17 protein-coding genes and 1 pseudogene are annotated in these 26,168 nt (G+C 73.9%); 4 read left to right on the top strand and 14 right to left on the bottom strand.

The genetic code is table 11. The annotated features are described in order from the left end of the window. Positions 1–137: 137 nt before the first annotated feature. Positions 138–2,309 (bottom strand): SpoIIE family protein phosphatase, encoded by a 2,172-nt coding sequence (locus ACIRQ9_RS17695; RefSeq protein WP_404173517.1) that lies wholly within the window; start codon positions 2,307–2,309, stop codon positions 138–140. Positions 2,310–2,473: 164 nt separating this feature from the next. Between ACIRQ9_RS17695 and ACIRQ9_RS17700 the strand changes: the two genes are divergently transcribed. After that, the gene (locus ACIRQ9_RS17700; protein WP_404173520.1) at positions 2,474–2,923 is read left to right on the top strand and encodes a hypothetical protein; all 450 of its coding nucleotides are present in this window, start codon (positions 2,474–2,476) and stop codon (positions 2,921–2,923) included. Between the two features lie 61 nt (positions 2,924–2,984). Here the strand turns inward: ACIRQ9_RS17700 and ACIRQ9_RS17705 are convergent, their stop codons facing one another. Beyond that, entirely contained in the window at positions 2,985–3,431 is a 447-nt protein-coding gene (locus ACIRQ9_RS17705) for an anthrone oxygenase family protein (protein ID WP_404173523.1), read from the bottom strand. Positions 3,432–3,520: 89 nt separating this feature from the next. On the opposite strand from ACIRQ9_RS17705, the gene ACIRQ9_RS17710 reads away from it, so the two are divergent. Beyond that, positions 3,521–4,102, top strand: coding sequence for a TetR/AcrR family transcriptional regulator (locus ACIRQ9_RS17710; RefSeq protein ID WP_404173526.1), 582 nt, complete (start codon positions 3,521–3,523; stop codon positions 4,100–4,102). A gap of 36 nt (positions 4,103–4,138) precedes the next feature. Here the strand turns inward: ACIRQ9_RS17710 and ACIRQ9_RS17715 are convergent, their stop codons facing one another. Then, positions 4,139–5,152, bottom strand: coding sequence for a cytochrome P450 (locus ACIRQ9_RS17715; RefSeq protein WP_404173871.1), 1,014 nt, complete (start codon positions 5,150–5,152; stop codon positions 4,139–4,141). A gap of 276 nt (positions 5,153–5,428) precedes the next feature. Continuing rightward, positions 5,429–6,793 (bottom strand): annotated as a pseudogene (locus ACIRQ9_RS17720) (NAD(P)/FAD-dependent oxidoreductase); the annotation flags it as partial. 363 nt (positions 6,794–7,156) lie between these two features. Between ACIRQ9_RS17720 and ACIRQ9_RS17725 the strand changes: the two are divergent. Beyond that, entirely contained in the window at positions 7,157–7,714 is a 558-nt protein-coding gene (locus ACIRQ9_RS17725; protein ID WP_404173529.1) for a GNAT family N-acetyltransferase, read from the top strand. A gap of 32 nt (positions 7,715–7,746) precedes the next feature. Here ACIRQ9_RS17725 and ACIRQ9_RS17730 read toward each other — a convergent pair whose 3' ends face one another. Further along, complete coding sequence (locus tag ACIRQ9_RS17730; protein WP_404173532.1) at positions 7,747–9,051, bottom strand: cytochrome P450; 1,305 nt, start codon at positions 9,049–9,051, stop codon at positions 7,747–7,749. Between the two features lie 432 nt (positions 9,052–9,483). Between ACIRQ9_RS17730 and ACIRQ9_RS17735 the strand changes: the two genes are divergently transcribed. Further along, positions 9,484–11,385 (top strand): alkyl/aryl-sulfatase, encoded by a 1,902-nt coding sequence (locus tag ACIRQ9_RS17735; RefSeq protein ID WP_404173535.1) that lies wholly within the window; start codon positions 9,484–9,486, stop codon positions 11,383–11,385. Positions 11,386–11,468: 83 nt separating this feature from the next. Here ACIRQ9_RS17735 and ACIRQ9_RS17740 read toward each other — a convergent pair whose 3' ends face one another. The 9 genes from ACIRQ9_RS17740 to ACIRQ9_RS17780 form a co-directional block, all read right to left on the bottom strand. After that, positions 11,469–12,758: a cation:proton antiporter gene (locus tag ACIRQ9_RS17740; protein WP_404173538.1), complete on the bottom strand. Its 1,290-nt coding sequence runs from the start codon at positions 12,756–12,758 to the stop codon at positions 11,469–11,471. Positions 12,759–12,827: 69 nt separating this feature from the next. Beyond that, positions 12,828–19,298, bottom strand: a complete 6,471-nt coding sequence (locus tag ACIRQ9_RS17745) for an SDR family NAD(P)-dependent oxidoreductase (protein ID WP_404173541.1) — start codon at positions 19,296–19,298, stop codon at positions 12,828–12,830. Positions 19,299–19,327: 29 nt separating this feature from the next. Next, positions 19,328–20,371 (bottom strand): ketoacyl-ACP synthase III family protein, encoded by a 1,044-nt coding sequence (locus ACIRQ9_RS17750; RefSeq protein WP_404173544.1) that lies wholly within the window; start codon positions 20,369–20,371, stop codon positions 19,328–19,330. A gap of 141 nt (positions 20,372–20,512) precedes the next feature. Further along, complete coding sequence (locus ACIRQ9_RS17755; RefSeq protein ID WP_404173547.1) at positions 20,513–21,184, bottom strand: HAD family hydrolase; 672 nt, start codon at positions 21,182–21,184, stop codon at positions 20,513–20,515. A 26-nt stretch (positions 21,185–21,210) separates the two neighbouring features. Next, on the bottom strand, positions 21,211–22,560 hold the full coding sequence (locus ACIRQ9_RS17760; protein WP_404173550.1) for an NAD(P)/FAD-dependent oxidoreductase: 1,350 nt from the start codon (positions 22,558–22,560) through the stop codon (positions 21,211–21,213). Positions 22,561–22,585: 25 nt separating this feature from the next. Next, on the bottom strand, positions 22,586–22,864 hold the full coding sequence (locus ACIRQ9_RS17765) for an acyl carrier protein (protein ID WP_404173553.1): 279 nt from the start codon (positions 22,862–22,864) through the stop codon (positions 22,586–22,588). Next, positions 22,851–23,606 carry a class I SAM-dependent methyltransferase gene (locus ACIRQ9_RS17770; protein WP_404173556.1) on the bottom strand — a complete coding sequence of 252 codons (756 nt, stop codon included), beginning with the start codon at positions 23,604–23,606 and terminating at the stop codon, positions 22,851–22,853. The genes ACIRQ9_RS17765 and ACIRQ9_RS17770 overlap by 14 nt, the downstream gene beginning before the upstream one ends. Continuing rightward, positions 23,603–25,036: an amino acid adenylation domain-containing protein gene (locus tag ACIRQ9_RS17775; RefSeq protein WP_404173559.1), complete on the bottom strand. Its 1,434-nt coding sequence runs from the start codon at positions 25,034–25,036 to the stop codon at positions 23,603–23,605. Before ACIRQ9_RS17775 ends, ACIRQ9_RS17770 begins: the two co-directional genes overlap by 4 nt. Next, positions 25,033–26,163: an acyl-CoA dehydrogenase family protein gene (locus ACIRQ9_RS17780; protein WP_404173562.1), complete on the bottom strand. Its 1,131-nt coding sequence runs from the start codon at positions 26,161–26,163 to the stop codon at positions 25,033–25,035. The genes ACIRQ9_RS17775 and ACIRQ9_RS17780 overlap by 4 nt, the downstream gene beginning before the upstream one ends. Between the last annotated feature and the right edge of the window lie 5 nt (positions 26,164–26,168).

Genomic DNA, 26,168 nt, shown 5'->3' on the forward strand with positions numbered 1-26,168 from the left:
GCAGGGGTCCGGGCGGCCGCGCGCGGGCTGGGTGCTCCGCGCGGCCGTCGGCAGAACGCCGGTCGCGGCCCGGGGCCGCCGGTGCCGTCCGGTGCCGTCCCGGAGCCCGGACGGCACCGGCGCCGCGGTGCGCGGCTTCACGGCGGCGGCTGCACCGGCACCCGCGCCCAGACCGTCTTGCCGTCCGGGCCGTAACGGGTGCCCCAGTTGTCCGCGAGGCTGGCGATGATGAACAGGCCGCGTCCGTCCTCGTCGACGGTGCGAGCGTGCTTGAGGTGCGGGGCGCACTGCGCGGCGTCGCGGACCTCGCAGGTCAGGTCCCGGTCCAGGATCAGTCGCAGCCGCAGCGGCGGAGCGCCGTAGCGGACCGCGTTGCCGACCAGTTCACTGACGACGACCTCGGCGGTGAAGGCCTGCTCCTCCGCGACGGTCCAGGCGGCGAGCCGGCGCCGGGTCGCCGCCCTCGCGAGCGGCGCCGCCTCGTTCCTGGCGGGAAGGCCGAGGACCATCACCCGGTCGGCAGGGAGAGCCCTGACGCGGGCCAGGAGCAGCAGTTTCTCCGTCTCGTCGCGCCCTCGCAGGGCGTACGCGACGGTGTCGCACACGTCGTCCAGGGAGTCCTCGGTGCCCGCGACGAGCAGGGGTGCCACCCTGCCCGTCGGCACCAGCAGGTCATCGTTGCTGAGCGCGAGCGTGCTGTCCTCGGGCAGTTCGACGGTGACGGCGGGGAACGGGGCGTCGTGCCCGTGCCCGGCGAGCACGGGCCCCTCCGGCACCGGCACCAGGCCCGCCGTGCCGTCCGGACGGACCACGAACGGGTTCGACAGCCCGGCGCGCACCATCGTGCAGTGCTGTTCGACCGCGTCGTACACCGCGATCAGGCATCCCGCGGTGAGCGGCTGGGCCTGGAGGCTGTCCCCGGCCGGCAGGGCCGCGCGTTCGTCCGCGAGACGCGCGGCGGTGTCGCTCAGCCGGGCCAGCAGCTCGTCCGGTTCCAGGTCGAGGGCGGCCAGCGCGTGGATGGCGGTCCGCAGCTGGCCCATGGTGGTGGCGGTCGCGACGCCCCGGCCGGCGACGTCCCCGAGCACCAGGGCGGTCCGGGCGCCGGCGAGCGCCAAGACGTCGAACCATGCGCCGCCCGCGCCGGGACCGGGCAGGTGCAGGCGCGCGATGTCGACCGTCGGGGTCGCGGCGGGCCGCTGCGGCAGCAGTCGGCGTTTGAGGGTGGCGGCTATCGTGCGTTCGCGCGTGTACCGGCGGGCGTTGTCGATGGACAGCGTGGCGTGGGCGCAGACGTCGGCCGTCAGCGCGAGGTCGCTCTCCTCGAACGGCTCCTCGGTCCCGGCCCGGTAGAAGCTGACCACGCCCATGGCCTGGCCGCGCAGCGCGAGCGGGGCGACGATCAGTGAATGGGCCCGGGACCGCGCGATCGAGGCCGCGCGAGCCGGGTCCGCCGACAGCCACGGGGCATCGGGCTCCACGCGGACGAGCCTGGGACGCAGGTCGGTCAGTACCCGGGAGAACGGCGTGGCGTCGGGCAGCCCGCTCACCTCGCCCACGGGGTGTGCCGAGACCACACCGCGGAACGCGGCGCGCAGCAGCCGTACCGTCCCGTCGACCGGTGCCAGCGGCGGGTCCTCGCCGCGTACGATCCCGTCGATCACCTCCACCACCGCGATCCCGCAGAATCCCGGCACGACCGCGTCGGCCAGCGCCCGGCAGACGGCGATGACGTCGAGCCGTTCCCCGATGTGCTCGCGCAGCGCCTCCAGGACGGTCAGGCGGTGCACGGCTCGGACGCGGTCGGTGACGTCGAGCGCGAGCACGACGAGCGCGCTCCCCTCGTCGTGCTCATCGTCCACCCGGATGTACGACAGGGAGTAGTACCGGGACCGGGGGCTGCCGGGCACGCGGGCCCGCACCACGTGGTCGAGCACCGGCTCACCGGACCTCAGCACCTCGCGCGCGATCTTCTCCTCGGAGGGACCGGCGAGGCCGTACGCCTCGGGGAACACCTCGCCGACCGCCGGATCCGAGCAGGCGGACCCCTGTGCGGACGCCCGGCCGGTCTCCTGGACGCGCAGGTCGGCATCGAGCACGTGGAAGATCATCGGCGCGCACGCCGACATGGCGTCCAGGACGGCGGAGGCCCGCCGGCCCTCGCCGCCCGCCGCGCGCGCCACCAGCTCACCGATGTGTCTGCCCACGGCTTCCTGCGCGGACCACCCGAAGGTCTTCTCGGCCGAGGCGGACCACCCGGTCACCCGTCCGTCCCGCGCGACCAGCATGAACGACCCGTCATCGGGCACGACACACACCTCCAGGGCGGTCACTGTTGCGAGGCCACCCCGAACGGCCACCCGGGCTCCTGCCCGTTTTCACCCTATAGCGCCCTTGGAGGCGCGGCCTCGGGGCGCCCGCCGCGCCGAGCGCGGAAGGCCGGGACCGGACCGGCCGGCACATCCCCCTGGGCGTGTACTCCCACGCCTACGCGGGCGAGGTGGCCCTGGGGTGCGTCCTGGCCGACCCCACCGGCGAGCTGCGATCCCTGCGGGAGCAGACGCGCGTCTGTCCGGAGCCCCTCAGGGAGGCGCTGATCGACAACGCCCGCTGGGAGGCGCCGTTCATCCTGGCCGGCGCCCGCAAGGGGGCGGCGCGCGGGGACGCCTTCTACGTCGCCGGCTGCCTCTTCCGCGCGGTCGGACTGCTGGCGCACGCCCTGCACGCCCATGCCGGGCGCTGGGTGCTCAACGAGAAGGGAGCCGTCCGGGCCGCGGGTGAACTCGCCGGTGCGCCCGCGGACTTCGCCGTACGGGCGCACGCGCTGTTCGCCGCGCTGGGCACCACTGCGCGGACGCTCGGCACGGCGCTCGACGACGCCGACGCGCTGGTCGCCGAGGTGTGCGCCGCGGTCACTCGCTGACCTGCTCCCCGAGCGGGAAACCGGGACCCGGCGGGTGCCCCCCCCGCGGTCCCGGCCCGGCTCAGGCGAGTGCGGCGGCCAGCAGGGTGAAGGCGGCGACGATGACGCCGACCCGCACGTGGTGGAGGCGGTCCCAGCGGTTCATCTGCCGCTTCCAGTCGGCCGGCAGGCCGTCGGCGGTCCACGTCTTGACCCGGTTGTTGATCGGAACGAGCAGCAGGACGGACATCACCACGCTGACGACCAGCAGCGCGACGGCGATGACGACCAGGCCCGCGCCGTCGCGGTGCCGGCCGGCGACGGCCCAGACCGCGGCGAGGGCGAGCGCGCCGACGTACCAGAACGGCATCACGGCGCCGAGCAGCCGCGCCCCGTGGGTGCGGGCCCGCAGGCCGCCGTCGCCGGGGAGCCCGTCGAAGATCGGGTTGACGAAGAAGGCGACCGAGAACTCCACCCCCACCATCACGCCGACGACCACGGTGGTGAAGACCTCGAGTGCGGTGAGCATGACGACCCCTCCGGTCCTAGCAGTGCTAGATGTTGGCGCAATGCTAGCTCTGCTGTAGCTCGATTGTCTAGCGATGCTAGGATCGGGTTATGTCCGTACAGGAACGCAAGGAGCGCGAACGAGCGCACCGCGAACGCCTCATCGTGGCGACGGCCCGTGAACTCGCCGAGCAGCAGGGCTGGGACGCGGTCACCACCCGCCGGCTCGCCGAGCGCATCGAGTACAGCCAGCCCGTCCTCTACAGCCACTTCAGCGGCAAGCGCGAGATCATCGGCGCCGTCGCCCTGGAGGGCGCCGCCGAGATGGCTGCGGCGGTGCGGGCCGCGGCCTCCGCCGCCGACGGCCCGAGCGACCGGGTCGTCGCGCTCGCCCGTGCCTATCTCGGCTTCGCCGAACGCAATCCCGCGGTCTACGACGCCATGTTCCAGCTCGACGGCGGCCTGGCGTTCGCGCGGGAGGACACCCCGGAACCTCTGAAGGACGCCTTCGCGGCCCTGCTGGAGAGCCTTGCCGAGGTCGCCGGAGAAGGCGTCCAACCGGGCCTGTTCACCGAGGTGTTCTGGGCGTCCCTGCACGGACTGGCCACCCTGACCCGGGCGGGGCGGCTGCCGCCGGAGGACGCCGAGCGCAGGGTGCGCCTGCTGGTGGACCGGCTCGCCGTCGTGGCGTGAGGCGTCCGGTCCCGGCGGGCCGCCGGCCGGCATGAGTCAGCCGCCGCCCTGTTCGACCACCAGATGGACCGGACCCCGGAGCACGGGGCTGCGCCGGTAGGGCGGCGGGTCGGCGACCAGCCGGGGCCGGTCCAGCCTCCGCGCCAGCTCGGTCAGCGCGATCTGCGTCTCCCGCCGGGCCAGCGCGGCGCCGAAGCACAGGTGGCTGCCGCCGCCGAACCCCAGGTGCTGGTTGTCCCGCCGGTCCGGGTCGAAGCGGTCCGGATCGGCAAAGCGCCTCGGGTCCCGGCTGCCCGACGCCAGCATGAGCATGATCCGCGAACCGCGGGGGATGACGGTGTCGGCGACCGTGATGTCGCCGTACGCGGCCCGCCAGGGAATGATCTGCACGGGCGGCTCGTAGCGCAGCAGTTCCTCGACCAGGGGCACCACGAGGTCCGGTTCCTCGCGCAGCCGCCGCAGTACCCGCGGGTGGCGCAGCAGGGTCAGCATGCCGTTGGCGACCAGATTGACTACGGTCTCGTTGCCGGCGACGAGGAGCAGTTTGGCGGTGGCGACGATGTCCGCGTCGGTCATCCGCCCGTCGGGCCCGTCGCCGTTGGCGAGCCGGGTCAGCAGGTCGTCGCCGGCCCGGCCGTGGCGTTCGGCGACCAGCTCGGCGAGGCGCCGGCGCAGGTCCTCACGGGCCCGTACGCCGCTGTCCAGTCGCTCCTTCGGGTCGGTCTCCGGGTCGTAGTCGACCGAGTTCATGAGGGCGTTCACCCAGCGGTGGAACCAGGGCTCGTCCTCGCGGGGCACGCCGAGCAGGTGGCAGACGACGGTGACGGGGAACGGCACCGCGAAGTCGTCGACGACGTCGACGCGTTCCCTGTCGGCCAGGGCGTCGACCAGGCCGGCGACGGTGGCGGTCAGGAAGGCGTCGAGCCCGGTGACCAGGCCAGGGGTGTGCGGGGGACCGAAGGGACGGGTCGCCAGGCGCCGCAGCCGGTCGTGCTCGGGCGCGTCCCGGTGGATGAACGACGACGCGGCCTCGCCGCCGGCCGAGGGCATCCGCCGCGCCAGATTGCGTACGTCGGAACTGAGATGCGGGTCGTCGAGGACGTCCTTGATCTCGCGGTAGGTGCTGACGACGTAGCTGCCGTCCTCCTGCCGGGCCACCGGGGTCCTGCGCAACTCGGCGTACAGCGGGTAGGGGTCGGACCGGGCGGAGTGGTCGAAGAGGCGTTCCAGGGTACCGTCCGTCCCGGACGCGGCCGTCCGGCCGCCCGCCCGCCGGTGCGGACGCCGATGCCGCTGCACGGCTGTCACGCGGTCACGATCCGCGCCTGTCACGCGGTCACGCTCCGCGCAGGACGGTCCGGCGTCCGGCGCGAGAGGTGCCGGGTCGGCGCCGGGGAAGTCGACGGGCACCGGCCGCGCGCCGTCCGGTCGGTCCGGTGCGGGATGGGGCGGAGGGAACGGCGCGCCCGTCTCGATCAACCGCCGGTAGTGGCCGAGCCACTTGCCGCTGTCGAAACTCACGGCCGCCGTGACGCGGCCCCGGCAGCCGTACACGGCGACGAAACGGCGTGCGTCCAACGACCCCTGGGTGACCACCACTTCGTCCGCGAGGGCGGGTACGCCGACGGACTTGATGCCGACATCGAACTGGGTCGACCAGAACGCCGGGACGGGCAGCTGGCACCGGTCGTCCGACCGTGCGCTGACCATGTTGTGTGCGGCGACCTCCGCCTGTTCCACGGCGTTCGCCCAGTGCTCCAGCGCGATGAGCCGGTTCCCGTAACGCGGGTGCGGGCAGCGCGCCACGTCACCGGCGGCGAAGACGTCGCCGGTGACCCGGCCCTCGACGTCGAGGGCACGGCACCCCGCGTCACAGGTGACTCCCCAGGCCCCGGCCGCCAGTCCCGCCCCCCACAGCCACTCCGTGTTGCGCACGCTCCCGGACGCCACCACCGCCACGTCGGCGTCGACCGTGGTGCCGTCGTCGAGGTGGGCACGGCGGAAGCGTCCTCGCGCGTCGCCCTCCAGCCGGACGACGCCCGCACCGCACCGCAGATCGACACCGTGAGCACGCTGGACGCCGCCCGCGACCTCGCCGATCACGGTGCCCAGCGCCCCGGCGAGCGGCGCCGGACCGACTTCGGCGACCGTCACCGGGATGCCCCGCTCGCGGCAGGCGGAGGCGATCTCGCAGCCGGTGAATCCGGCACCGACGACCAGCACCCGGGAGGGCCCGGCGGCCAGGGCCCGCCTCAGGCCCTCGGCGTGCTCGCGCGTCCGCAGCACGAACACCCCTTCCAGTGCGGCCTCGGACTCGGCGCACCAGGGCCTGGCCCGTACGCCGGTGCTGATCAGCACCCGGTCGAAGGGAACCGCGCGGCCGTCGGCGAGACGCACGTGATGCCCCGCCAGGTCCAGCGCGATCGCCGGCACGCCCAGCAGCCACCCCGCGTCGACGTCACGGCGGCGGGGCAGGGCGGTGTTCGCGGCGGGCACCCGCCCGGTGAGGACCTGCTTGGACAGGGGAGGCCGGTCGTAGGGTTCGCAGGGCTCGTCGCCGATCAGGGTCAGCGAGCCGGTGAAGCCCTCGTCCCGCAGGGCCTCGGCGGCCCGCAGTCCCGCCAGCGAAGCCCCGACGACCACGACGGAGCCGGTCCGCCCGAGCGCCCACAGCCCGCCGGTACCGGTCACGGCGCCCCCGCCCCGTCCGGTCCGTGCCGCGCCGTCGGCAGGTCGACGGGGAGCGCCGGGACCGGGCGGGCGGCGGCGGCCCGCGACATCCGGCCGCGCCGGGCATCACCGTGAGACAGGCCCCGCGCGCGTGCCTGCGCGCCCCGCATCCGGAACGCCTCCGGAGCCGGGAGCGCGCACCGCGCGCGACCCGCGCATGGGGAAAGGCCGAGGACGACTCTCAAACCGGCCTCCCTTGGATCTCGGGAGATGGTGACCCGCAAGCCGGTGTCGAACCACCAAGGCTAACGCGGGACCGCCATCCGCGCGTACGGCGCGGATCGACCGGATGCCCGCTCCCGGCACCGCGTGATCGAATGAGGCATGGCATCGTCCTGGAACGGCGACCGGGTACGCCTGCGCGCCGTCGAACCCGAGGACTGGACGGCATTCCTGAGCTTCGCCGACGACGACGGAGCGCCGGGGAGCGGGCGGGAGCTGCCGCGGTCCGCCGAGAGTCACCGTGCCCGGGCGAAGGAGCAGGCCGTCGCCCCGGGCGATGACGACCTCTTCCGCCTGGCGGTCGAGGCGACGGCCACGGGAGAGCTGGTCGGCCTGGTCGGCTCGCACCGCACCGGGCGCCGCTCCGGCTGGTTCGAGTGCGAGGTGACCATCGGCGCCGAACACCGGCGCCGGGGCTACGCGGCGGAGGCCGTGTCGCTGCTGCTTCGTTTCATGTTCGCCGAGCGCCGCTACCACAAGTGCCTGGCGGCGGTCCTCGACCACAACAGGGCGTCGCTGGCGCTCTTCCGCCGGCTCGGCTTCACGGAGGAGGGACGCCTGCGCGAGCACGTCTTCGCGGCCGGGCGGCACCACGACCTCGTCCTGATGGGCATGCTCGTCGACGAGTTCGACCGGCGCTACGCCACGAGCGGGCCGTGAGGTGGAGGCTGCCGCCGCAAGCGGGATCGTTCTCAGCCGCGCGCGGTGGCGCGCAGGCGCAGGCCGGCCGTCGCGAGACCTTCGAGGGTGGTGACCTGGTGGCTGGGCCGCGGTCCGGCCGGCTCGCTCAGGCGGTGGCGGCGGGCGGTCTGCGCGGTCAGGAGCGTCAGCATCGTCATGGCCAGAGCGGTTCCCTCGCAGCCGTGCGGCCCGGTGCCGAACGACAGGAACACCCCGTCTCCCGAAGGCGTGCCCTCCTCGTGAAGCCAGCGCTCGGGCCGGAACGCGTCCGGCTCGGCGTACTCCCGGGGGTCCCGCTGGGCGGTGTACGGGCAGACGAGGACCGTGGATCCGGCGTCGAGCGTGTACTCGGCGAGCCGGGTCCGCCGTGCGACCTGCCGGGTCAGCAGCCAGCTCGGCGGATACAGCCGCAGCACCTCGCTCACCAGGGCCTGGGTGTAGCGCAGGCCGCCCAGGTGGGCGCCGGTCGTCGCGGCCGGGTCCGCGGGCAGCGAGCCGGCCTCCGCCGCCACGCGGTCGGCCGCCTCGGGATGCCGGGCCAGCTGGAGCAGGATCCACCCGGCCGCCCGGGTGGGCGTCTCGAAGGTGGCGACGGTGATGCCGGGGAGCGTGTCGAGGACGGCCTGTTCCGGCAGCAGGCCGTGGTGCGGGGAGGGCTGGAGGATCTGTCCGAGCAGGTCGTCACCGAGCAGGCCCGAGGAGCGACGCCGGCGTACGACGGGCCGCAGGGCGTCGGTGAACGCCGTCTGCTGCCGGGTGCGGAACCGCCGGGCCGGGGTGGGCACCCAGCGCGGCCAGACCCAGCGCGACGGCTGTACGAGGGCCTCCCGGGCCAGGAAGAGCCCCGCGGCATGGGGCAGCAGGAGGGGAGCGTCCTCGGAGAAGAGGTAGTGCACGCCGATGTCCGCCAGCGCGTGCCGGACCAGGGGCAGGACCTCGACGTCCTCGCCGTCGGGCCACTGCTCGGCGAACCGGGCCGTGCGGGGCGCGATCCGGCCGGTCCGGGCCGCGACCGCCTGCGCCCGCAGCCCGCGCATGCGCGCGGCGTGCGCGTACGACCGTTCCTCGCGGGTCGGTGCTCCTCCGTCGGACCGCCGCAACGGCGGGAAGAGCGGTGCGGACGCCTTGGGGAAGTCCCGCGCGCGGCGCAGGACCGCTTCGCACTCCGCGGCCGCGGAGGCCACGTAGACGCCCGGTTCCAGCTGCCAGACGTCCCCGCACTCCTCGGCGCCCCGGCGCGCGCACGCCAGCCGGTCGCGGCTCCACGCCGCGAAGCCGCCGCCGTCCAGCCGAGGCGGTTCATCCCTTCGGCCCATGAGGTCGTCCCTGGTTCTTCGGCCCCGTCCGGCTCTCCTGTCCCGTCCGGCCCGCTCGCGTCGAGAGCGTGCCCGGGAAACCGGCGGCCGCGCGTGGGCGACCGCCGGCCGTGCGGTCGGTCCTCAGTCCTCGCCGGCGTACACGTCCCACTCGTGGGAGCCGTACGCACCGTAGTGGCGGGTGAAGGACAGCTTGCCGAGCAGCTTGGCGATCATCATCTACTCCTCTCGCCTGCCTTCCGCACCGGAAAACACATGGGACATATTGCCACAAATGTCATATGTGACGTAACGGGCCGGGGCAGGGGATTGCGGTCCCCGGTTCATCCGTACGGCGTGACCGCGGTCGTGCGCGCCCACGTCCCGGGTGAAGGTGGCGGTGGCCGCGTCCGGCGAAGCGACGGCGGTCCGTGGTCCCCGGAGGAGACGCCGATGCCCCAGCGAACCGAGGCCAGGCCCGCCGAACCCGCCGTCGAGCGGGCCAACGCCGAGGTGCTGAGCCGCTTCCCGTTCGACGACACCCGGGACCTGGAGGACGCGCGGCGCGGCTTCCTCGGTACCGCCGCGGACCGCGTCGTCAAGGACGTCGACGGCGGTGTCGTGTGGGACCTGGACGCGTACGGATTCCTCGACGGGCCGTGCCCGGCCACGGCCAACCCGAGCCTGTGGCGCCAGAGTCGGCTCTGCTCCGAGCACGGGCTGTTCGAGGTCACCGACGGCATCTACCAGGTACGCGGCTTCGACCTGTCCAACATGACCGTGGTGGAGGGCGAACGGGGGATCCTCGTCATCGACCCGCTGCTGTGCGCCGAGACCGCGGCCGCCGCCCTCGCCCTGTACCGCGCCCACCGCGGCGACCGGCCGGTGACCGCCGTCCTCTACACGCACAGCCACGCCGACCACTTCGGCGGCGTGCGCGGCGTCATCGGCGACGACGACGTGGCCGCCGGCGTCCCCGTCCTCGCCCCCCACGGGTTCCTGGAGCACGCGGTCAGCGAGAACGTGTACGCCGGTACGGCCATGAGCCGCCGCGCCGCCTACATGTACGGCGCGGCGCTGCCCAAGGGAGAACGCGGGCAGATCGGCGCCGGCCTCGGCCAGACCACCTCGACCGGCGCGGTCACCCTCGTCCCGCCGAACGCGTCCCTCACGCGCACCGGACAGACGGAGACCGTCGACGGCATCCGCATGGTCTTCCAGCTCACCCCCGGCACCGAGGCACCGGCCGAGCTGAACATCCACTTCCCCGACCACGCGGCCCTGTGCATGGCCGAGAACGCCACCCACAACCTCCACAACCTGCTCACCCTGCGCGGCGCCCAGGTCCGTGACCCGCGCGTGTGGTCCCGCTACCTGACCGAGGCCATCGACCTGTTCACGGGTGCCTCGGACGTCGCCTTCGCCTCCCACCACTGGCCCACCTGGGGCCGCGAACGGGTGGTGGAGTACCTGTCCGGGCAGCGCGACCTGTACGCCTACCTGCACGACCAGACGCTGCGCATGCTGAACCAGGGCCTGACCGGCCCGGAGATCGCCGAACGCATGGAGCTGCCCCCGGCGCTTGAGCGCGCCTGGCACACCCACGGCTACTACGGCTCGGTCAGCCACAACACCAAGGCGATCTACCAGCGTTACCTGGGCTGGTTCGACGGCAACCCGGCCCACCTGTGGGAACACCCGCCCGTCGAGTCCGCCAAGCGGTACGTCGAGTTCATGGGCGGGGCGGACGAAGTCCTGCGCCGCGCCCGGCAGTCGTACGCCGACGGCGACCACCGCTGGGTGGCGCAGGTCGTCGGGCACGTCGTGTTCGCCGACCCGGACCACGCCGAGGCCCGCGCCCTCCAGGCCGACGCCCTCGAACAGCTCGGCTACGGCAGCGAGAACGGCACCTGGCGCAACTTCTACCTGATGGGCGCCTACGAGCTGCGCAACGGCCCGGTCGGCACCCCCACCGCCACCGCCTCACCCGACGTGCTCGCGGCCCTGACCCTGGAACAGCTCTTCGACTCGCTCGCCATCCGCGTCGACGGACCGCGCAGCTGGGACGCGGACATCACCGTGCGCTGGAACGTCACCGGCGGTGACACCGTGACGATGAGACTGCGCAACGGCGTCCTCACCCATGTCACGGGTACCGGTCCGGCCGCGGCCGACCCGGACGTCGAGATCAGCCTCACCGAGGCCGACCTGCGCGCACTCCTGACCGGCGCCGTCGGCCCCGCCGACCTGGCCGCCCGCGACACCGTCGAGATCAGCGGCGACGCCGCCCGGCTGACCGAGCTGACCGGCCGCCTCGCCGCACCCGACCCGGACTTCGCCATCGTCACCCCGTGAGCGCGGGCCCCCGGCGAGCGCGGCGGCACCACGGGCGTACGGCCCTGGACGGCACCTGGCGGCCCCCGCCGGTGTCCAGGCTCCTATGACCGCGGCGTCGATTCGGCGTCCGGCGCCGGAGTCCGCGCGGGTGTGCCGGGAGCGGCCCCGGCCGGGCGGTGCAGCCACGCCGACAGCGGGCCGGTGGCCGCCGTGGTGACCAGGGCCATGATGACGAGCAGGGCGTACAGCCGCGGCCCGATCACCCCGGCCTGGAGGCCCACGTTGAGCACGATGAGTTCGGTGAGTCCCCGGGTGTTGAGCAGCACTCCGATCAGGAGGGAGTCCCGCCAGGGCAGCCCCGCGCCGCCGCGGGCCGACAGCGAGCCGGCCGCCACCTTGCCGACGACCGCGGCGACGCACAGCGCGACAAGCAGCAGCAGGTCCTTCGCGTGCAGACCGTCGAGCCGTACCGACATCCCCGAGACCGTGAAGAACACCGGCAGCAGCAGGCCTCCGGTCTCCTGAAGGGGCCGCAGCACCCGGCTGTCCGGAACGCCGTCGCGCTGGCGGGGCATGATCACGCCGGCCAGCAGGGCACCGAAGATGACGTGCAGTCCGAGCGCGCTGGTGGCCCAGGCGGAGACCAGGGTCAGCGCGGTGGCGAGCGGGACGGGATCGGCCAGCAGGGCGCCGGACCGGTTCAGCCACCGGGCCAGCGCCCGCCGTACGACGAGAACCATCACCAGGACGTACGCCGCCAGCAGCGCCGTCCTGGTGAACCAGGCCCGCAGGGAGCCGTCCTCGCCGCCGATCAGGCAGACCGCGAGGACCGGCCAGCTCAACGCGTCGATGACGCCCGCGGCGGCCATCGCGATCGTCGCGGGCCGGCTGCCGGCCAGCCCCTGGTCCCGGATGATGCCGGCCAGCACCGGCACCGCCGTGATGGACAGGGCGACCGCCATGTAGAGGGTGAAGGTCGCGTCGATCGGGTGGCCGCCGTTCACGGAGCGGAAGGCGCCGGGAAGGAGGACGACGAGGCCGGCCCCCACCAGCATCGGCATGGCGAACCCGCTCAGCGACACCGAGGTCACCGCGCGCCGGTGCCGCAGCTGGCCGAGGTCGAGTTCGTAGCCGACGGCGAAGAGGAAGAGCGCCAGGGCGACCTGGGCCACCGCCGTCAGGACCGGTTTGATCTGCTCGGGGAACAGGGTGTCGTACACGCCGCCCGGCGCCAGCCCGAGCAGGCTGGGGCCGAGCGCTACACCGGCGAGCAACTGCCCGACGACGGGCGGCTGTCGGAGCCTGCGGGCCGCCGTCCCGAAGACCCATGACGCCGTGATCACCAGCGCGAGGGCCGCGACCACGTGAGTGACGAGCGAGTCCGTGCTCACCGGCATCTCCTTGTCGGTACGTGCTCCGGGTGCGAGCGGGTGCTGAGGTGACGCCGGGCACGGTGGGCCCTACTCCGGTGGGACGGCCGCGAGCAGGTGATCCGTCAGCTCCCGCAGCGTCGCGCGGCTGAGGATCTTGCCGACCGGCAGCAGCACCCCGTGCGAGCGCTGCACCTGCCGGCGCAGCTGGGCCGCCATCAGCGAGTCGAGGCCCTGGCTGGTCAGATCCAGCTCCGGGTCGAGGAGTTCGGAGTCGACACGCAGGATGGACGCGACGCCGTCCCGGAACAGCGCCGCCCGGTCCGCGGCGACCGGCTCGCCGCCGGATTCCGGCGCGGTGGCCGCCGCGGGCTTCGGCGGCGGAGCGGCGGACGCGAGCGGTACCGGCCGGGGCGCGCTCCGCCGCGGGGCAGGCACCGCCGCACGGGCAGGGAGGGGCGGTGCGGGAGGCGCGGTCGTCGTGACCGGACGCGTGGGCGCCGTGACCGGAGGTGCGGGCGTCGGGACGGGAGGTGTGGGCGTGCCGTCGACGACGTCCCGCAGGAACGGGGAGGCGGCCGCCGCCGGGTAGGTGTCCCGCCACCGCGTCCAGTCCACCGGCATGACCAGCGTGTCGCCGGCCCCGGTGGCCAGGAGATGGTCCAGCACCGCGAGCCCCTCCGCGGACGTGAACCCGCTCATGCCGCGCGGCATCAGGTCGCGTCCGAGCTCGGCGCCCGCTCGCGCCGCCATCCCCCGGTCGGTCCAGAAGCCCCAGTTCACGGCGAGTGCCGTACGGCCTCGGCCGCGGCGGCCGCGGGCGACGGCGTCCAGGCCCGCGTTGGCGGCGGCCGCCGCCGCGACGTGGGGAGAGGCCAGCAGGGCGTTCCCGGACGAGAAGAGGACGAAGTGATCCAGGTCGTCCTCGAAGAGCCGGTCCAGGACCCGGGCGCCCTCCAGCTTCGGCCGCAGCACGGCCTCCAGGTCGCGCAGCGTGGTGTCGCCGATCGGCTTGTACAGGAACACACCGGCGGTGTGGAAGACGCCCCGGACCGGCGGCTTGTCCGCGCCGGCGCGGTGGTCGACCAGTCGGCGCATCGACCGTTCGTCCGCCGCGTCCACCGGCGCGTACTGGACGTCGGCGCCCTGGCCGCGCAGGTCCGCCAGCAGCCCGGACAGGCCGGCACCCGACTCGGACGCCGCGCCGGGCACCGAGCGGCCGGTGAGCAGCAGGTGCCGGGCACCGCGTGCGACCAGCCAGCGGGCCAGTTCGGAACCCAGGCCGCCGGCGCCGCCGGTCACCAGATAGGTGGCGTCCGGCCGCAGCCGCGTCGGTTCCGGCGCGGGCCGCTCCACGGAAGGCGTCCGCAGGTCCACCAGCACCCTGCCGACCTGACGGGCCCCGAGGATGTCGTCGAAGGCACGGCCGACCTCGTCCGGCGGGTACACCTCGGCGGGCAGCGGCGCGAGTTCACCGGCCTCGACCAGGCGCAGCACCCGGCCGAGCAGTGCCCCGGCACGCTCGGGACGCTCGCGGCAGAACGCGTCGATGTCGAGGCGGCGGTAGGAACCGTTGCGCGGCAGGCCGGCGCCCGGGATCGTCGATCCGGTGCCGGCCGGATCCCGCTCGGCGAGGTCCACGTAACGCCCGTACGGCGCGAGCACGTTGAGGTTCTGGTCGACGTCCGTCCCGGTCGGGGAGCCGAGAATGACGTCCATCCCCGTGCCCTGCGTCAGTTCCAGCAGCGGACCGGCGAAGTCGCCACGGGAGTCGGCGACATGGGCGACACCCATCGTCCGCAGCAGGGCCCGCCGCCGCTCGCTGCCCGCCGTCGCGTGGATCTCGGCGCCGCGCCACCGCGCCACCTGGATCGCGGCCAGCCCCACACCGCCGGTCGCCGAGTGCACGAGGACCTTCTCCCCCTCGCGCAGCGCGGCCAGTTCCATCAGGGCGTACCAGGCGGTCAGGTACGGGATCGGCAGGGCGGCGGCCTCGGCGAGGCCCAGCGCGTCGGGCAGTCGGTGGGTCAGCCGCCGATCGGCGAGGACGCGCGTGGCCAGTCCCGGCCGGACGAGGGCGACCACGCGGTCGCCCGCCGCCAGCCCGCGCACGTCGGAGCCGACGGCCGTCACCACACCGGACGTCTCCCGGCCCAGCGGTCCGTCACCGTCCCGCTCCGGGAGGTCCCCGGCCGCCCGGAGCGCGTCGCGGAGGGACACCGAGCCGTAGGCGGACTCGATCCGCACCTCGTCGGCGGCCGGCGGCCGTGCCGCGGAGACCGCGCGCACCGGGTGCGCGCCGCGCTCGCCGGCCGGCACGATCTCGGTCACCTCGTCGGACCCGCCCGCCGGTGCGCTGCGGTGCAGCCGCAGGACGTACCGTGCGCCCGCGCGCAGTGCCACCTGGTCCTCGGTCCCGTCACCGGCCGCGATCTCCCGGGCCAGCGCCCCGGCCTGTTCCGTGCCCCGGGCCGGATCCAGGTCGACGAGGGTGTGCGGAACCACGGACAGCTCGCTCGCCGCCGTACGCCCGAAGCCCCACACGGTGTACTGCTCCGGATCCGGCGCCGTGTCCGCGTCCAGGACCGTCTCGGCGCCCCGGGTGACGAGGACGAGCCGGGGCAGGTCGCCGTCCCAGCGGGTCGTGGACAGCGCCCGGTCCAGCAGCAGTGCGCTGCCGAGGCCCAGCGGGACCGTTCCCACCGGACGCGGCGCCCGCAGACTCCACAGGTGCACGACGGCGGCGACGCCCCCGGGGTGCTCGCGGCGGACCTCGTGCAGCAGCCGGGCGTAGTCGTCGAGACGGGACGGGTCGATCCGGTACGTCCCGTCGGCATCGCGCCGGTACCTGTCGCCGGGCCGTACGAGGATCCGCACGCCGCCCGCCGGTGCGAGCCGCGGCCCGAACTCCTCGTCGTCGAGGACCAGCCAGGCTCCGCCGGCCGGTCCCGGCACCGGCTCGGGCGGCCCGGCCGGCAGCCAGCGTGGCCGGTAGAGCCAGTCGGCCGGAGCGCCGGGCTCCTCCCCGCGCACCAGCCAGCGGATCCGCAGGCCGCGGAACTCCGCCACCAGGGTGCCCTGTTCGTCGCGGACGACGACGTCGCCGCTGAACGAGTCCGCGGTCAGCTCCCGTTGCACCACATGGCTGTACAACGTCCCGGCGAGCGGCGCGTACCGGCGGAAGGCGTCGATGGAGCCCAGCACGAAGGCGTGCTGGTCGCCGGGTGCGGCGGTGTCCGGCAAGGTGGCCGCGAGCACCTGGCCGCAGGCGTCGAGCACCGCCGGATGGACATGGTGCCGGTCGGCGCCGGTGAGGTCCGCCGGGACGGCGATCTCGGCCAGCGCCTCGGTGTCGCTCCGCCACACCTGCCCGATGCCGCGGAAGACACCGTGCCAGTCGTTGCCGCGGGCGGCGAACCGGCGGTAGAACTCGGCGCCGGTGAGATGGTCGGGGACCCGTTCGGCGATCCGGCGGGGCGGGTCCTCGGGCACGGTGAGCGTGCGCGTGTCGGCGGCCGCCTCCGCGACGCGGCCGTGCGCGTGCCGGGTCCACGCGGCGCCGTCGCCCGCGGTCTCGGCGGTGGAGACCTCGAAGGACCATCCCCGTCCGTCCGGCCCGAGCGTCACCCGGAGCCGGGGCGGTGCCTCGGCGTCGAGGAAGAGCGCCTTGTCGTAACGCACGTCCACGACGACGACGTCGGTGCCGACGGCCTCGGCGGCGGCCGCCACCGCCAGCTCCAGGTAGGCGGTACCGGGCAGAATGACCAGCCCCTGCACCTGGTGGTCCAGGAGGTAGGCGTTGCGGTCCAGGTCGACGGTCCCCTCCCACCGGTGGGTGCCGTCGTCGAGGACCCTGTGCGCGCCCAGCAACGGGTGCCCGGCCGGGGCTGCTTCGGCGGCCGGTGCGGCGTCCGGCGCGAACCAGAAATCGGTGCGCTGCCACGGATACGCGGGCAGCCCCACCCACGCGGCCGGACCGTCGAACAGCGCCTCCCACCGCACCGGGTAACCGGCCTGGTGGAGCTGGCCCACCGAAGTGAGCAGCGCGGTCGGCTCGTCGGTGTCCCGCAGCAGCGACGGCACCACCTGGTCGCCCGCGCGCTCCGCGGGCAGACACTCCTTCACCGCCGACGCGAGCACCGGGTGCGGGCTGATCTCGACCACGGCCGCCGCCTCGCAGCCGGCGGTCTCGGCCTCCACGGCCGCGTGGAAGCGGACCTCGTCGCGGAGGTTGCGGACCCAGTAGCCCGCGTCCAGTTCCGCGCCGGTCAGCAGCTCTCCGGTCACGGTCGAGCGCAGGGGCGTCCGGCCCTCGCGCGGCCTGATCGACTCCAGCGCGGTGCGCAGTTCGTCCAGCAGCGGGTCGACGTGACTGCTGTGCGAGGCCACGTCCACCTTCACGGTCCTGGTGAAGACGTCCCGCTCGGCCAACGCGTTCAGCACCTTCTCCACCGCCGGGGTGCGGCCCGAGATGATGGTGCGCCGCGGGCCGTTGCTCACCGCGACGTCGACGTCCGGCACGTCGGCGAGTTCCCGCCGCAGCTCGTCGGCGGGCAGGTCGACCGCGGCCATCGTCCCGGTGCCGGCGATCCTCTTGAGCAGAGCGCTGCGGCGGCAGATGACGGCCGCGCCGTCGGCCACGGTGAGCGCGCCCGCGGCGCAGGCGGCGGCGACCTCGCCCATGCTGTGACCGATCACGACGTCCGGCGTGACACCCCACGACCGCCACAGCGCGGCCAGGCCCACCTCGATAGCCCACAGCAGCGGTTGGACGACGTCGATGGGCCAGTCCGCCTCGTCGCCGTCGGTCAGCCGCTCGACCACGGACCAGCCGCGTTCGGCGCGGACGTGCCGGTCGCACTCCTCGACGGCCTCCCGGAAGACCGCGGAGGTGGCCAGCAGCCGCCGTCCCATCCCGGACCACTGGGAGCCCTGGCCGGGGAAGACGAAGACGCTCCGCCATCGTGCGCCCGGCCGTGCCGCGACGATCGGCCGGCCGTCGCGCAACTGCCCTACGGCCTCGTCGTGGTCGGTGGCGAGCACGGTCATGCGGTGCCGGTGGTGGGTGCTGCGGGCCAGGGTGCCGTAGCTGACATCACGCAGGTCGTGGCCACGGCCCGCACCGTCGGGCCCGAGGAAGTCCGCGTAGGCCGAGGCGAGTTCACGCAGCGCGGTGGGTGTCTGGGCGGACAGCGCCAGCAGGTGGGGGCGCGGCTCGTCGTCCGGCGGTGCGGCCGGAGCGGGCCGGTGCTCGCCGAGGACGACGTGGGCGTTGGTGCCGGAGATGCCGAACGAGCTGACGGCGGCGTACCGGACGGCGCCGTCGCGGCCCCACTCCCGGGCGGTCTGCGGGATCTCCAGCGCCATACCGTCCCAGTCCACCGCGTCGGTCAGGCGGGAGCTGTGCAGGCTGGGCGGGACGACGCCGGAGGCCACGCACTGCGCCGCCCTGATGAGCGCCGCTATCCCGGCGGCCGCCTCGGTGTGCCCGATGTTCGTCTTCACGGAGCCCACCAGCAGGGGATCCTCGGAGGTGCGGCCCGCGCCGGTGCCGTAGACGGCGTCCAGGCTGCGCAGCTCGATCGGGTCACCGGTGGGCGTGCCGGTGCCGTGCGCCTCCACGAACCCGACGGCGCGCGGCTCCACGCCCGCCCGCGAGCACGCGTGCCGCATGGTGTCCATCTGCGCGGTCTGCGAGGGCGTCATCAAGTACCCGCTGCTGCGCCCCTCGTTCTCGACCGCCGAGCCGTGGATGACCGCGTGCACCCGGTCGCCGTCCGCCTCGGCCCGGGAGAGCGTCTTGAGGACGACGACACCGATCCCGTCGCTGCGCACGAACCCGTCGGCGTCGTCGGCGCCGAACTTGCACCGGCCGTCGGCGGAGAGCATGTCGGCCTGGGAGAACGTGATGCTCTCCTCCGGCGTGAGGACCAGGTTGACGCCCGCGGCCAGCGCGAGGGTCGCCTCCCCGCCGCGCAGCGCCGCGCACGCCTGGTGCACGGCCACCAGCGAGGACGAGCAGGCGGTGTCGACCGAGGTGCTCGGGCCGCGCAGATCGAAGAAGAACGACAGGCGGCCGGAGAGCACGCTGCGGGACGTGCCCGTGTTGGCGTAGATGTCCAGTGCGCCGGCCGCCCGCAGCAGGTCCCAGTACTCGGCGGTCCGCTGCCCCACGACGACCGCGGTCGGGCTGCCCGCCAGCTCGTCCAGGGTCAGTCCGGCGTCCCGCACCGCCGCCGCGGCCGTCTGCAGGAGCAGCCGCTGCTGCGGATCCATGTGGGCGGCCTCGCGGCCCGAGATGCCGAAGTAGTGGGCGTCGAAGCCCCGGATGTCGGGCAGGAAGCCGCCACGGCGGCTGATGATCCGGCCCGGCGTGCGCGGGCGGGGGTCGTGGAACACGTCGACGGGGAACCGGTCGGCAGGGACGTCCGAGGTGGCGTCCACCCCGTCGAGCTGCATCCTCCAGAACGGCCCGACGCCGTCGGCGCCGGGAAACTCGCATGCCATTCCCACGATGGCGATCGGCTGCGGGGCGGCCGGATCCTGTTGCTGCGCGGTCACGCGGCACCTCCTGTCGGCGTCGTCAGTTCCTAGGTCCAGGACGGCTGTTCGGTGATCGTCAGGACGACGGCCACGGCGGACCAGCCCGGCGCGCCGCCGAACAGCAGGACGTGGTCGCCCGCGTCCAGACGACCGGTGCGCAGGAGATGGTCGAGCGCGATGAACTGGTCGCTGGAGGAGGCGTGTCCGATGCCGCAGCCGAACTCCCACTGGGACTGGGCCACATCGAGACCGAGCGGTTCCATGACGCAGTTGCGGGTGGTCGCCTCGTCGCCGTTGGGCACCAGGACCCAGCGCAGCTCCGAGGGCTTGATCCCGGCCTCCTCCAGCGCGGCCAGCGCGGTCTCGGAGCATGCCTTCGCGATGCCGTCGGCGACGCTCATCCCGCCGACCTCGCGCACCCGTTCGTTGAACTGCTGGGCGCGCTCGACGGTGTCGATGCGCCGGCCGGCGGATCCGGTGGGCGGGAACAGCGGTTCGTCGCCGCGCGCCATCGCCTCGAACTCCGGATACACCCGGGAGACGACCGACTCGACGCGGGCGAATCCGGCCTCGGGGCTGATCACGACGGAACTGGCCGCGTCGGCGGCGATCACGCCCATCGGCCCGCTGTCCCACCGGTTGAACAGCGGCGAGCTGAAGTTGTCCGCCGTGGTCAGCAGGATGTCGGGCCGGCTCTGCGACTGGTACGGCAGCAGGCCGGCGGCCAGCTCCACGCCGCTGAGCATGCTGTTGCACCCGTTGCGGATCTCGGTGCTGCCGGCTCCGGTGATGCCCAGCTCCCGCATGATGTACGCCGACGGCGACCACATCTCGGGACCCTGGTAGAACGTCGAGCCGTGCAGGACGGTGCCGATCGAACCGGGGCCGCCGGGGGCACGTTCGAGCGCCGTGCGCGCGGCCCGCACGGCCATCTCGGGCGGTGACTCGGACCCGGCGATCAGCACACCGCGCAGACCGCTCTCGGCGAAGACCGTCGCGTCGTACAGGCCCGCGGCGACCGCCTCGGACGCCGGGTAGGCGTCCGGCAGCCAGCAGCCGAGGCCGGCGAGGAAGACGTCGGCCGGCTTCATGCGGGCGTCCCGGTGGGGCGGACGCGCGCCGGGACCTGCGGGAGGCGTGCGGGGCGGGCTCTGGTCACGGTGAAGCACCACTCTCTGCTGAAGGATCGGACGGGGCCGGCGGGTTGCCGCACCCCGGTGCCCGCGCGGGGCCTACGACGCCGGGCGCTGCCGGCCGGCGGGGGCCGGGGCCCGGCTGCCGGGGCCGTGGGACCCGGCGGCCACCAGACGCGCCAGCCCTTCCACGGTCAGCCCGGTCAGGCCCGCGACCGTGAGGGCGACCGGCTGGGCCGTCGGCGCGACCGCGACGGTCACGCATCCGGCGGCCAGTCCCGAGCGGAGGCCGGTCGACGAGTCCTCGACGACGACACAGTTCCCCGGCGCGACACCGAGCCGGGCCGCCGCGGTGAGATAGCCCTCCGGGTCGGGCTTCGGGCGCCGCACCTCGTCACCCGCCACGGTCGCGGCGAATGCGGCCGCGCCCAGCGAGGGCAGGACCGCGTCCACCATCGCCCGGTACGACGACGACACCAGCGCGCACGGAACGCCCGCCCGCCGCAGCGCCCCGAGCAGGCCGACGGCACCGGGCAGCGGAGCGACACCGGCACGCAGCCGGTCGAGCATGCGGTCACCGACGCGCGCGTACAGCTCGCGCGCGGGCATCGGCGATCGCATCAGGCCGCTCAGCCGGGTCAGGTTCTCCTCGACGGCCCGCCCCCGCAGCTCCTCCGGACGGATCGCCGAAGCCGGCACACCCGACGCGGCGAGCACCGCCGCCAGCGCTTCGAGGAGCAGGACCTCGGTGTCGACGAGCGTCCCGTCCATGTCGAACAGGACCGCCCACGGCGCGGTCAGAACAGTGCCCGGGAGCTGAGCGACACCTTCATCTTTCCCAGCAGGGGGTGCCAGAGATGGGTGGGATCGGCCTCCACCGCGGCGATGAACTCGCGCATCGCCGTCAGCGCGGCCGGCTCCTGCTCGTCGTAGACGTCGCCCTGGAGCAGTTTCAGGACGTCGATGCGGTAGCGGGGGTCCTGGACGAAGGCGGTGAACAGGATGTTCAGGCGGTAGTAGATGGAGATGAACTCGTACCAGCTGGAGACGCCGCGCCGCAGCTTCGTCACGTAGTTGTCGAACCGGGCGGCCTTGAAGTCACCGGCCTCGGCGGCGGCGACGATGTCGGCACAGGCCAGCCGGGCGCTGTTCATGGCGACGCTGACACCGCTGGAGAAGATGGGGTCGACGAACCGGGCGGCGTCACCGATCATCACCATCGAGTCGTCGCACACCTTGGTCATGCCGTAGCTGTAGTCGCCCTCGGCCTTGAACGGTCGGACCCTCGACGTCTGCTTCAGGGCGTCGTGCAGCAGCGGCCTGCTGGCCACCGTGTCCCAGAAGAACCCCTCCAGGTCGTCCTTGCCCTCGCGGAACCGGGCCTTCTGCGTGACGACGCCGACCGACGTGATGGTGTCGGTGATCGGGATCTGCCACACCCAGGTGTCACTGAGCGGCAGGAAGTGGATGAAGATGTACTCGGCCTGGTGGTCGTCGTTCGCCAGGGCCTCGCGGTCGAGCCCTTCGAACCAGCTGTGCACGGCGTACTGGTTGAACACCGGATCGGGCACCTTGACCTTCAGCTGCCGGCCCAGCAGGGTGCCGCGTCCGCTGGCGTCGACGACCATCCGCACCGGCACCTCGGCGGTCGTGCCGCCGAGTCCGACCCGCAGCACGGGACGGTCGGGCTCGGCGAAGTCCACGCCGCGCACCCGCACGCCGGAGAACACCTTCGCCCCCAGGCTCTCCGCGTGCTTGAGCAGGATGTGGTCGAACCGTCCGCGGTCGACGTGGAAGGTGTAGTCGCGGTCCACCCCGAGCTGGTCGCGCTCGTTGAACAGCACGTCGGCCGCGCCCAGGCCGTGGTCGTGGACCTGGAAGCCGAGCGGGTCCACGTCGTCCGCGTTGGCCGACGTCCAGGCGGCGCCGTACTTGCGCGGAAAACCCGCCGCCTCGACCTTGTCCATGGCGCCGATCTCCAGCAGCACCGGCGTGGTCGCCGGCACCAGGGACTCGCCCACGTGCTCGCGCGGGAAGAACTCGCTGTCGAAGACCGCGACCGACAGACCTGCCTTGGCCAGGTAGGACGCGGCGGTCGAACCGGCCGGTCCGCCGCCGATGATGCCGATGTCGTAGTCGTACGTCATCTGTGCTCCTGTCAGCGCGTGTTGTTCAGAGGGAGGCGGTCTGCGACCGGAGAAGCAGGATCAGGTCGGTGATCGTCTCCAGCGTGCGGAAGTGCTCACCGGTCATGTGCACGGGCGGTACGCGCACGCCGTACGTGGTGCGGATGTGCGCGAGCAGACGGGCGGTGCGCACCGAGTCCAGCACCCCCAGCTCCAGCAGCCGGCTGTCGACGCCGATCCGGTCGGACGGCACGCCCGTCGCGAGTTCCTCTCGCACGTAGCGGAGCAGCCCGTCGAGCAGCGTCGCGCGGTCAAGGTCCGTCATGGTTGCGGTTCCTCCGGGTGGTGTCGGTGCGCGCCGACGCGCGGGCCACGACGTACCTCGTGGGCAGCTCCAGCGGCCGGCCGTCGGGGGTGCGTTCGGTGGTGTGCAGGGCGATGTCGCCGTCGGCGACGACGTCGAATCCGTTGTCCTCGAACAGCAGCCGCAGGCGCCCGTCGTGGGCGGGCGCGATGCGGGCGCCGAAGTCGAAGTGGGCGGCGAGCCCCGCCGTCTTCGGCAAGTGGGCTCCGCTCGCGAGCAGTTCGGCGACGTACCAGCCGGTGCGCTCGGTCAGCTCCTGGGCGAACAGGACACCGGTCGCGCCGAGCAGGAGCCGGATGGTCGCCAGCATCCCGGCGCGGTCGGCCGGCGCGAGCTGGTGCAGCACACCGCGCATGTAGACGTTGGCGTCGCCGAGGTCCGCGCGCACCGCGGCCACGGTGTCGCCGTCGAGCAGGTCGGCGCGGCGGTAGACGACGTTGGGTGCCGCGTGCGACGCGGCGGCCAGCTCGACCGCGGCCTCGGCGATGTCCAGCCCGACGACCCGCCCGAAGTGCCCGGCCAGCCAGCGCGTCTGGCGTCCGCTGCCGCATCCGAGGTCGACGAGGGGCAGCGCGGGGTCGGCGTGGTCCCGGAACAGTGGCAGGTGCCGGGCCGCGGTCAGCTGCGGCGACGAGTCCCACAGGGCGGCTCCGGGCTCGGCCGGCAGAGTGGACCAGAAGGCGTCCCAGACGGTGCCCGTCATACGGCGGCTCCTTGGGTCACCAGGCCGTCGAGCGCCGCCCGGTCGACCTTTCCGTTCGCGGTGCGGGGAAAGCCGGGGACGGTGTGCAGCGCGTCGATGGTCATGTAGGGCGGCAGGAAGTCCGCGCAGTGCCGCCGCAGTTGCGCCAGCTCGGGCGTGGAACCGGCCGCCGGGACCACGACGGCGTGCAGCCGCGCGTCGAGACCGCTGCCCACGACGAGCACCACCGCGTCGCGCACCGTCTCGTGCGCCACCAGCACCCCGCTCACCTCGGCCGGCTCGACCCGGTGCCCGCGCACCTTGGCCATGTCGTCGATCCGGCCCCGGTACTCCAGCATGCCGTCGGCGTCGTACCGGCCGAGGTCACCGGTACGGTACGGTCCGGCCTGCGGCCGCGCGCCCCAGTAGCCGAGCATGACGGTCGGGCCGCTGACCACGATCTCGCCGTCCTCCAGGGACACGGTGTCCCCGGCGACGGGCGATCCGATGGGGATGTCCGTGGTCCGGGCGAGATCGGCGGCCGTCACCTCGTAAGAGGTGCACACGTTGGTCTCCGTCGGGCCGTACCAGTTGAGCAGGCGGACGTCCGGCCACGCCCGGCGCAGGTCCTTGAGCGGTTTCAGCGGGAACCGCTCGCCCGCGAAGACGCAGGCGCGCAGAGCTCCCGGTCCGCGCTCCAGCAGCTCGCCGTACTCGGCCATCAGCACCAGCGCGGAGGGCACCGAGTACCAGACCGTGATCCCGCTCTCCAGCAGGAAGTCGACGAGCGGTTCCGCGGCCCGGGCGAGCGTGTCGCCGACGAGGTGCACCGACGCGCCGGCCCGGAAGGCGCCGTAGAGGTCGAGGACCGACAGGTCGAAGCTGAACGCGGCATGGTTGGCGAGCCGGTCCACCGTGGTCAGACGCAGTTCCCGGCAGGCCCAGTCGACGAAGGCGAGCGCGTTCCCGTGGCTCACGCAGACGCCCTTGGGCGTCCCCGTCGATCCCGAGGTGTAGAGGATGTACGCCGGGTCGGACGGCACCACCGGGTGCGGGGCGGCGGGCGAGCCGTGCGCTCCTTCGCGGAGGAGGTCCGCGCAGGGTGCGTGGACGGCACCGGGGACGCGGTCGTCGTGGTCGGTGACGATCAGGGCCGGGCGGGCGTCCGCGGCGATCCTGGCGACCCGCCCCGGCGGGTTGCTCCGTGGCACGGGGACGTGGATCGCCCCGCACCGCAACACCGCCTGGGCGACGGCCACCGACTCGGCCGTCTTGTCCGTCCAGACCAGGACGCGGTCGCCGGGCCGCACGCCGCGGCCGCGCAAGGCGGTCAGGAAGGTGTCCGCGCGTGCGTCCAGTTCGCCGTAGCGCAGCTGCGTGGCAAGGTCGCGGACGGCGAGCGCGTCCGGTGTCCTGGCGGCGGCCTCGATGACCGGGCTGTAGAGGCTCACAGTCCCATCTCCCGTGCGATCAGCTGCCGTTGGATGTCCGATGTGCCGGAGAAGGTGGTGGCGGGGGCCGCGTCGCGCACGTGTTCCTCGATCCCGTACTCCGTCAGGAAGGCGCGGCCGCCGAAGATCCGGGCGGCGTCCAGCGACGTGGCGACCGCGGCCTCGGAGACCGCGAGTTTCGCCATGGCCACCCACAGCGCGGGGTCCTGGCCGTCGTCGATCCCGGCGCACGCCCGGCGGAGCAGGAGCCGTCCGCTCTCCAGTCGCAGCCGCATCTCCGCGAGCCGGTCCGCGACCGGCTGGAGGTCGGCGAGCTTCCTGCCGAACTGCTCGCGGTGGCGCACGTGGTGGACGCAGCGTTCGATGAGGCGTTCCTGCTGGCCCAGGTAGATCGCGAACAGGCAGGAACGCTCCCACAGCATCGACGTCTGGAACACCAGCTGCCCCTGGCCCGGGCTGCCCAGCACCCGTTCGTCCGGGACGAAGCACCTGTCGAACCGCACCTCGCCGGCCTGGCAGGCGGTCAGCGCGGACTTGTCCAGCGGTGGGCCGGCGACCAGCCCGGGGGAGTCGCGGTCCACGGCGAACGCGGTGGTGCCGAAGTAGCCGCCGGCCGGATCGGTGGTCGCGTAGGTGACGTAGAGGTCGGCGACCGGACCGTTGCTGACGAAGCTCTTGGTCCCGTCGATGAGGTAGCCGCCGTCGACCCTGGTCGCGGTGGTCGCGAGCCGGGAGACGTCCGATCCGGCGTCCGGTTCCGTCATGGCGTTGCCCGCGATCAGCTCGCCCGAGCACAGGGCGGGGAGCAGGGCCTTGCGGGTCCGCGGCAGCGCGAACTCCAGCACCGGCCGGACGCAGGCGAAGAGGTGGGCCGCGGCGGCGAACAGCAGCCCGGTGTCCGCGCCGCCCTCGCTCGCGCCCTCGTACAGCAGCGCGGTGTCGAGGGCGCCCAGTCCCGCTCCGCCGTGCTCCTGCGGCACGGCCGCTCCCACCAATCCCAGAACGGCCATCCGCCGCCAGGATTTCTCGCGGAATTCGGCGGGAGAGGCCCCTGGGAGAAGTTCTCGCGCGGCCGTCCTTATTCGATCGTGACGCCGCTGCTGTTCAGCGCTGAGGCTGAAATCCATGAGGC

Origin of the sequence: Streptomyces sp. NPDC101237, assembly GCF_044767465.1 — a bacterium.
Taxonomy (GTDB): domain Bacteria; phylum Actinomycetota; class Actinomycetes; order Streptomycetales; family Streptomycetaceae; genus Streptomyces; species Streptomyces gramineus.

Coding starts and splice junctions, on each gene's coding strand:
- ACIRQ9_RS17705 (WP_404173523.1), bottom strand. CDS start 3,431: ATGCTCACCGCACTCGAGGTCTTCACCACCGTGGTCGTCGGCGTGATG.
- ACIRQ9_RS17710 (WP_404173526.1), top strand. CDS start 3,521: ATGTCCGTACAGGAACGCAAGGAGCGCGAACGAGCGCACCGCGAACGC.
- ACIRQ9_RS17715 (WP_404173871.1), bottom strand. CDS start 5,152: ATGCCCTCGGCCGGCGGCGAGGCCGCGTCGTCGTTCATCCACCGGGAC.
- ACIRQ9_RS17725 (WP_404173529.1), top strand. CDS start 7,157: ATGGCATCGTCCTGGAACGGCGACCGGGTACGCCTGCGCGCCGTCGAA.
- ACIRQ9_RS17730 (WP_404173532.1), bottom strand. CDS start 9,051: ATGGGCCGAAGGGATGAACCGCCTCGGCTGGACGGCGGCGGCTTCGCG.
- ACIRQ9_RS17735 (WP_404173535.1), top strand. CDS start 9,484: ATGCCCCAGCGAACCGAGGCCAGGCCCGCCGAACCCGCCGTCGAGCGG.
- ACIRQ9_RS17750 (WP_404173544.1), bottom strand. CDS start 20,371: ATGAAGCCGGCCGACGTCTTCCTCGCCGGCCTCGGCTGCTGGCTGCCG.
- ACIRQ9_RS17755 (WP_404173547.1), bottom strand. CDS start 21,184: ATGGACGGGACGCTCGTCGACACCGAGGTCCTGCTCCTCGAAGCGCTG.
- ACIRQ9_RS17760 (WP_404173550.1), bottom strand. CDS start 22,560: ATGACGTACGACTACGACATCGGCATCATCGGCGGCGGACCGGCCGGT.
- ACIRQ9_RS17765 (WP_404173553.1), bottom strand. CDS start 22,864: ATGACGGACCTTGACCGCGCGACGCTGCTCGACGGGCTGCTCCGCTAC.
- ACIRQ9_RS17770 (WP_404173556.1), bottom strand. CDS start 23,606: ATGACGGGCACCGTCTGGGACGCCTTCTGGTCCACTCTGCCGGCCGAG.
- ACIRQ9_RS17780 (WP_404173562.1), bottom strand. CDS start 26,163: ATGGATTTCAGCCTCAGCGCTGAACAGCAGCGGCGTCACGATCGAATA.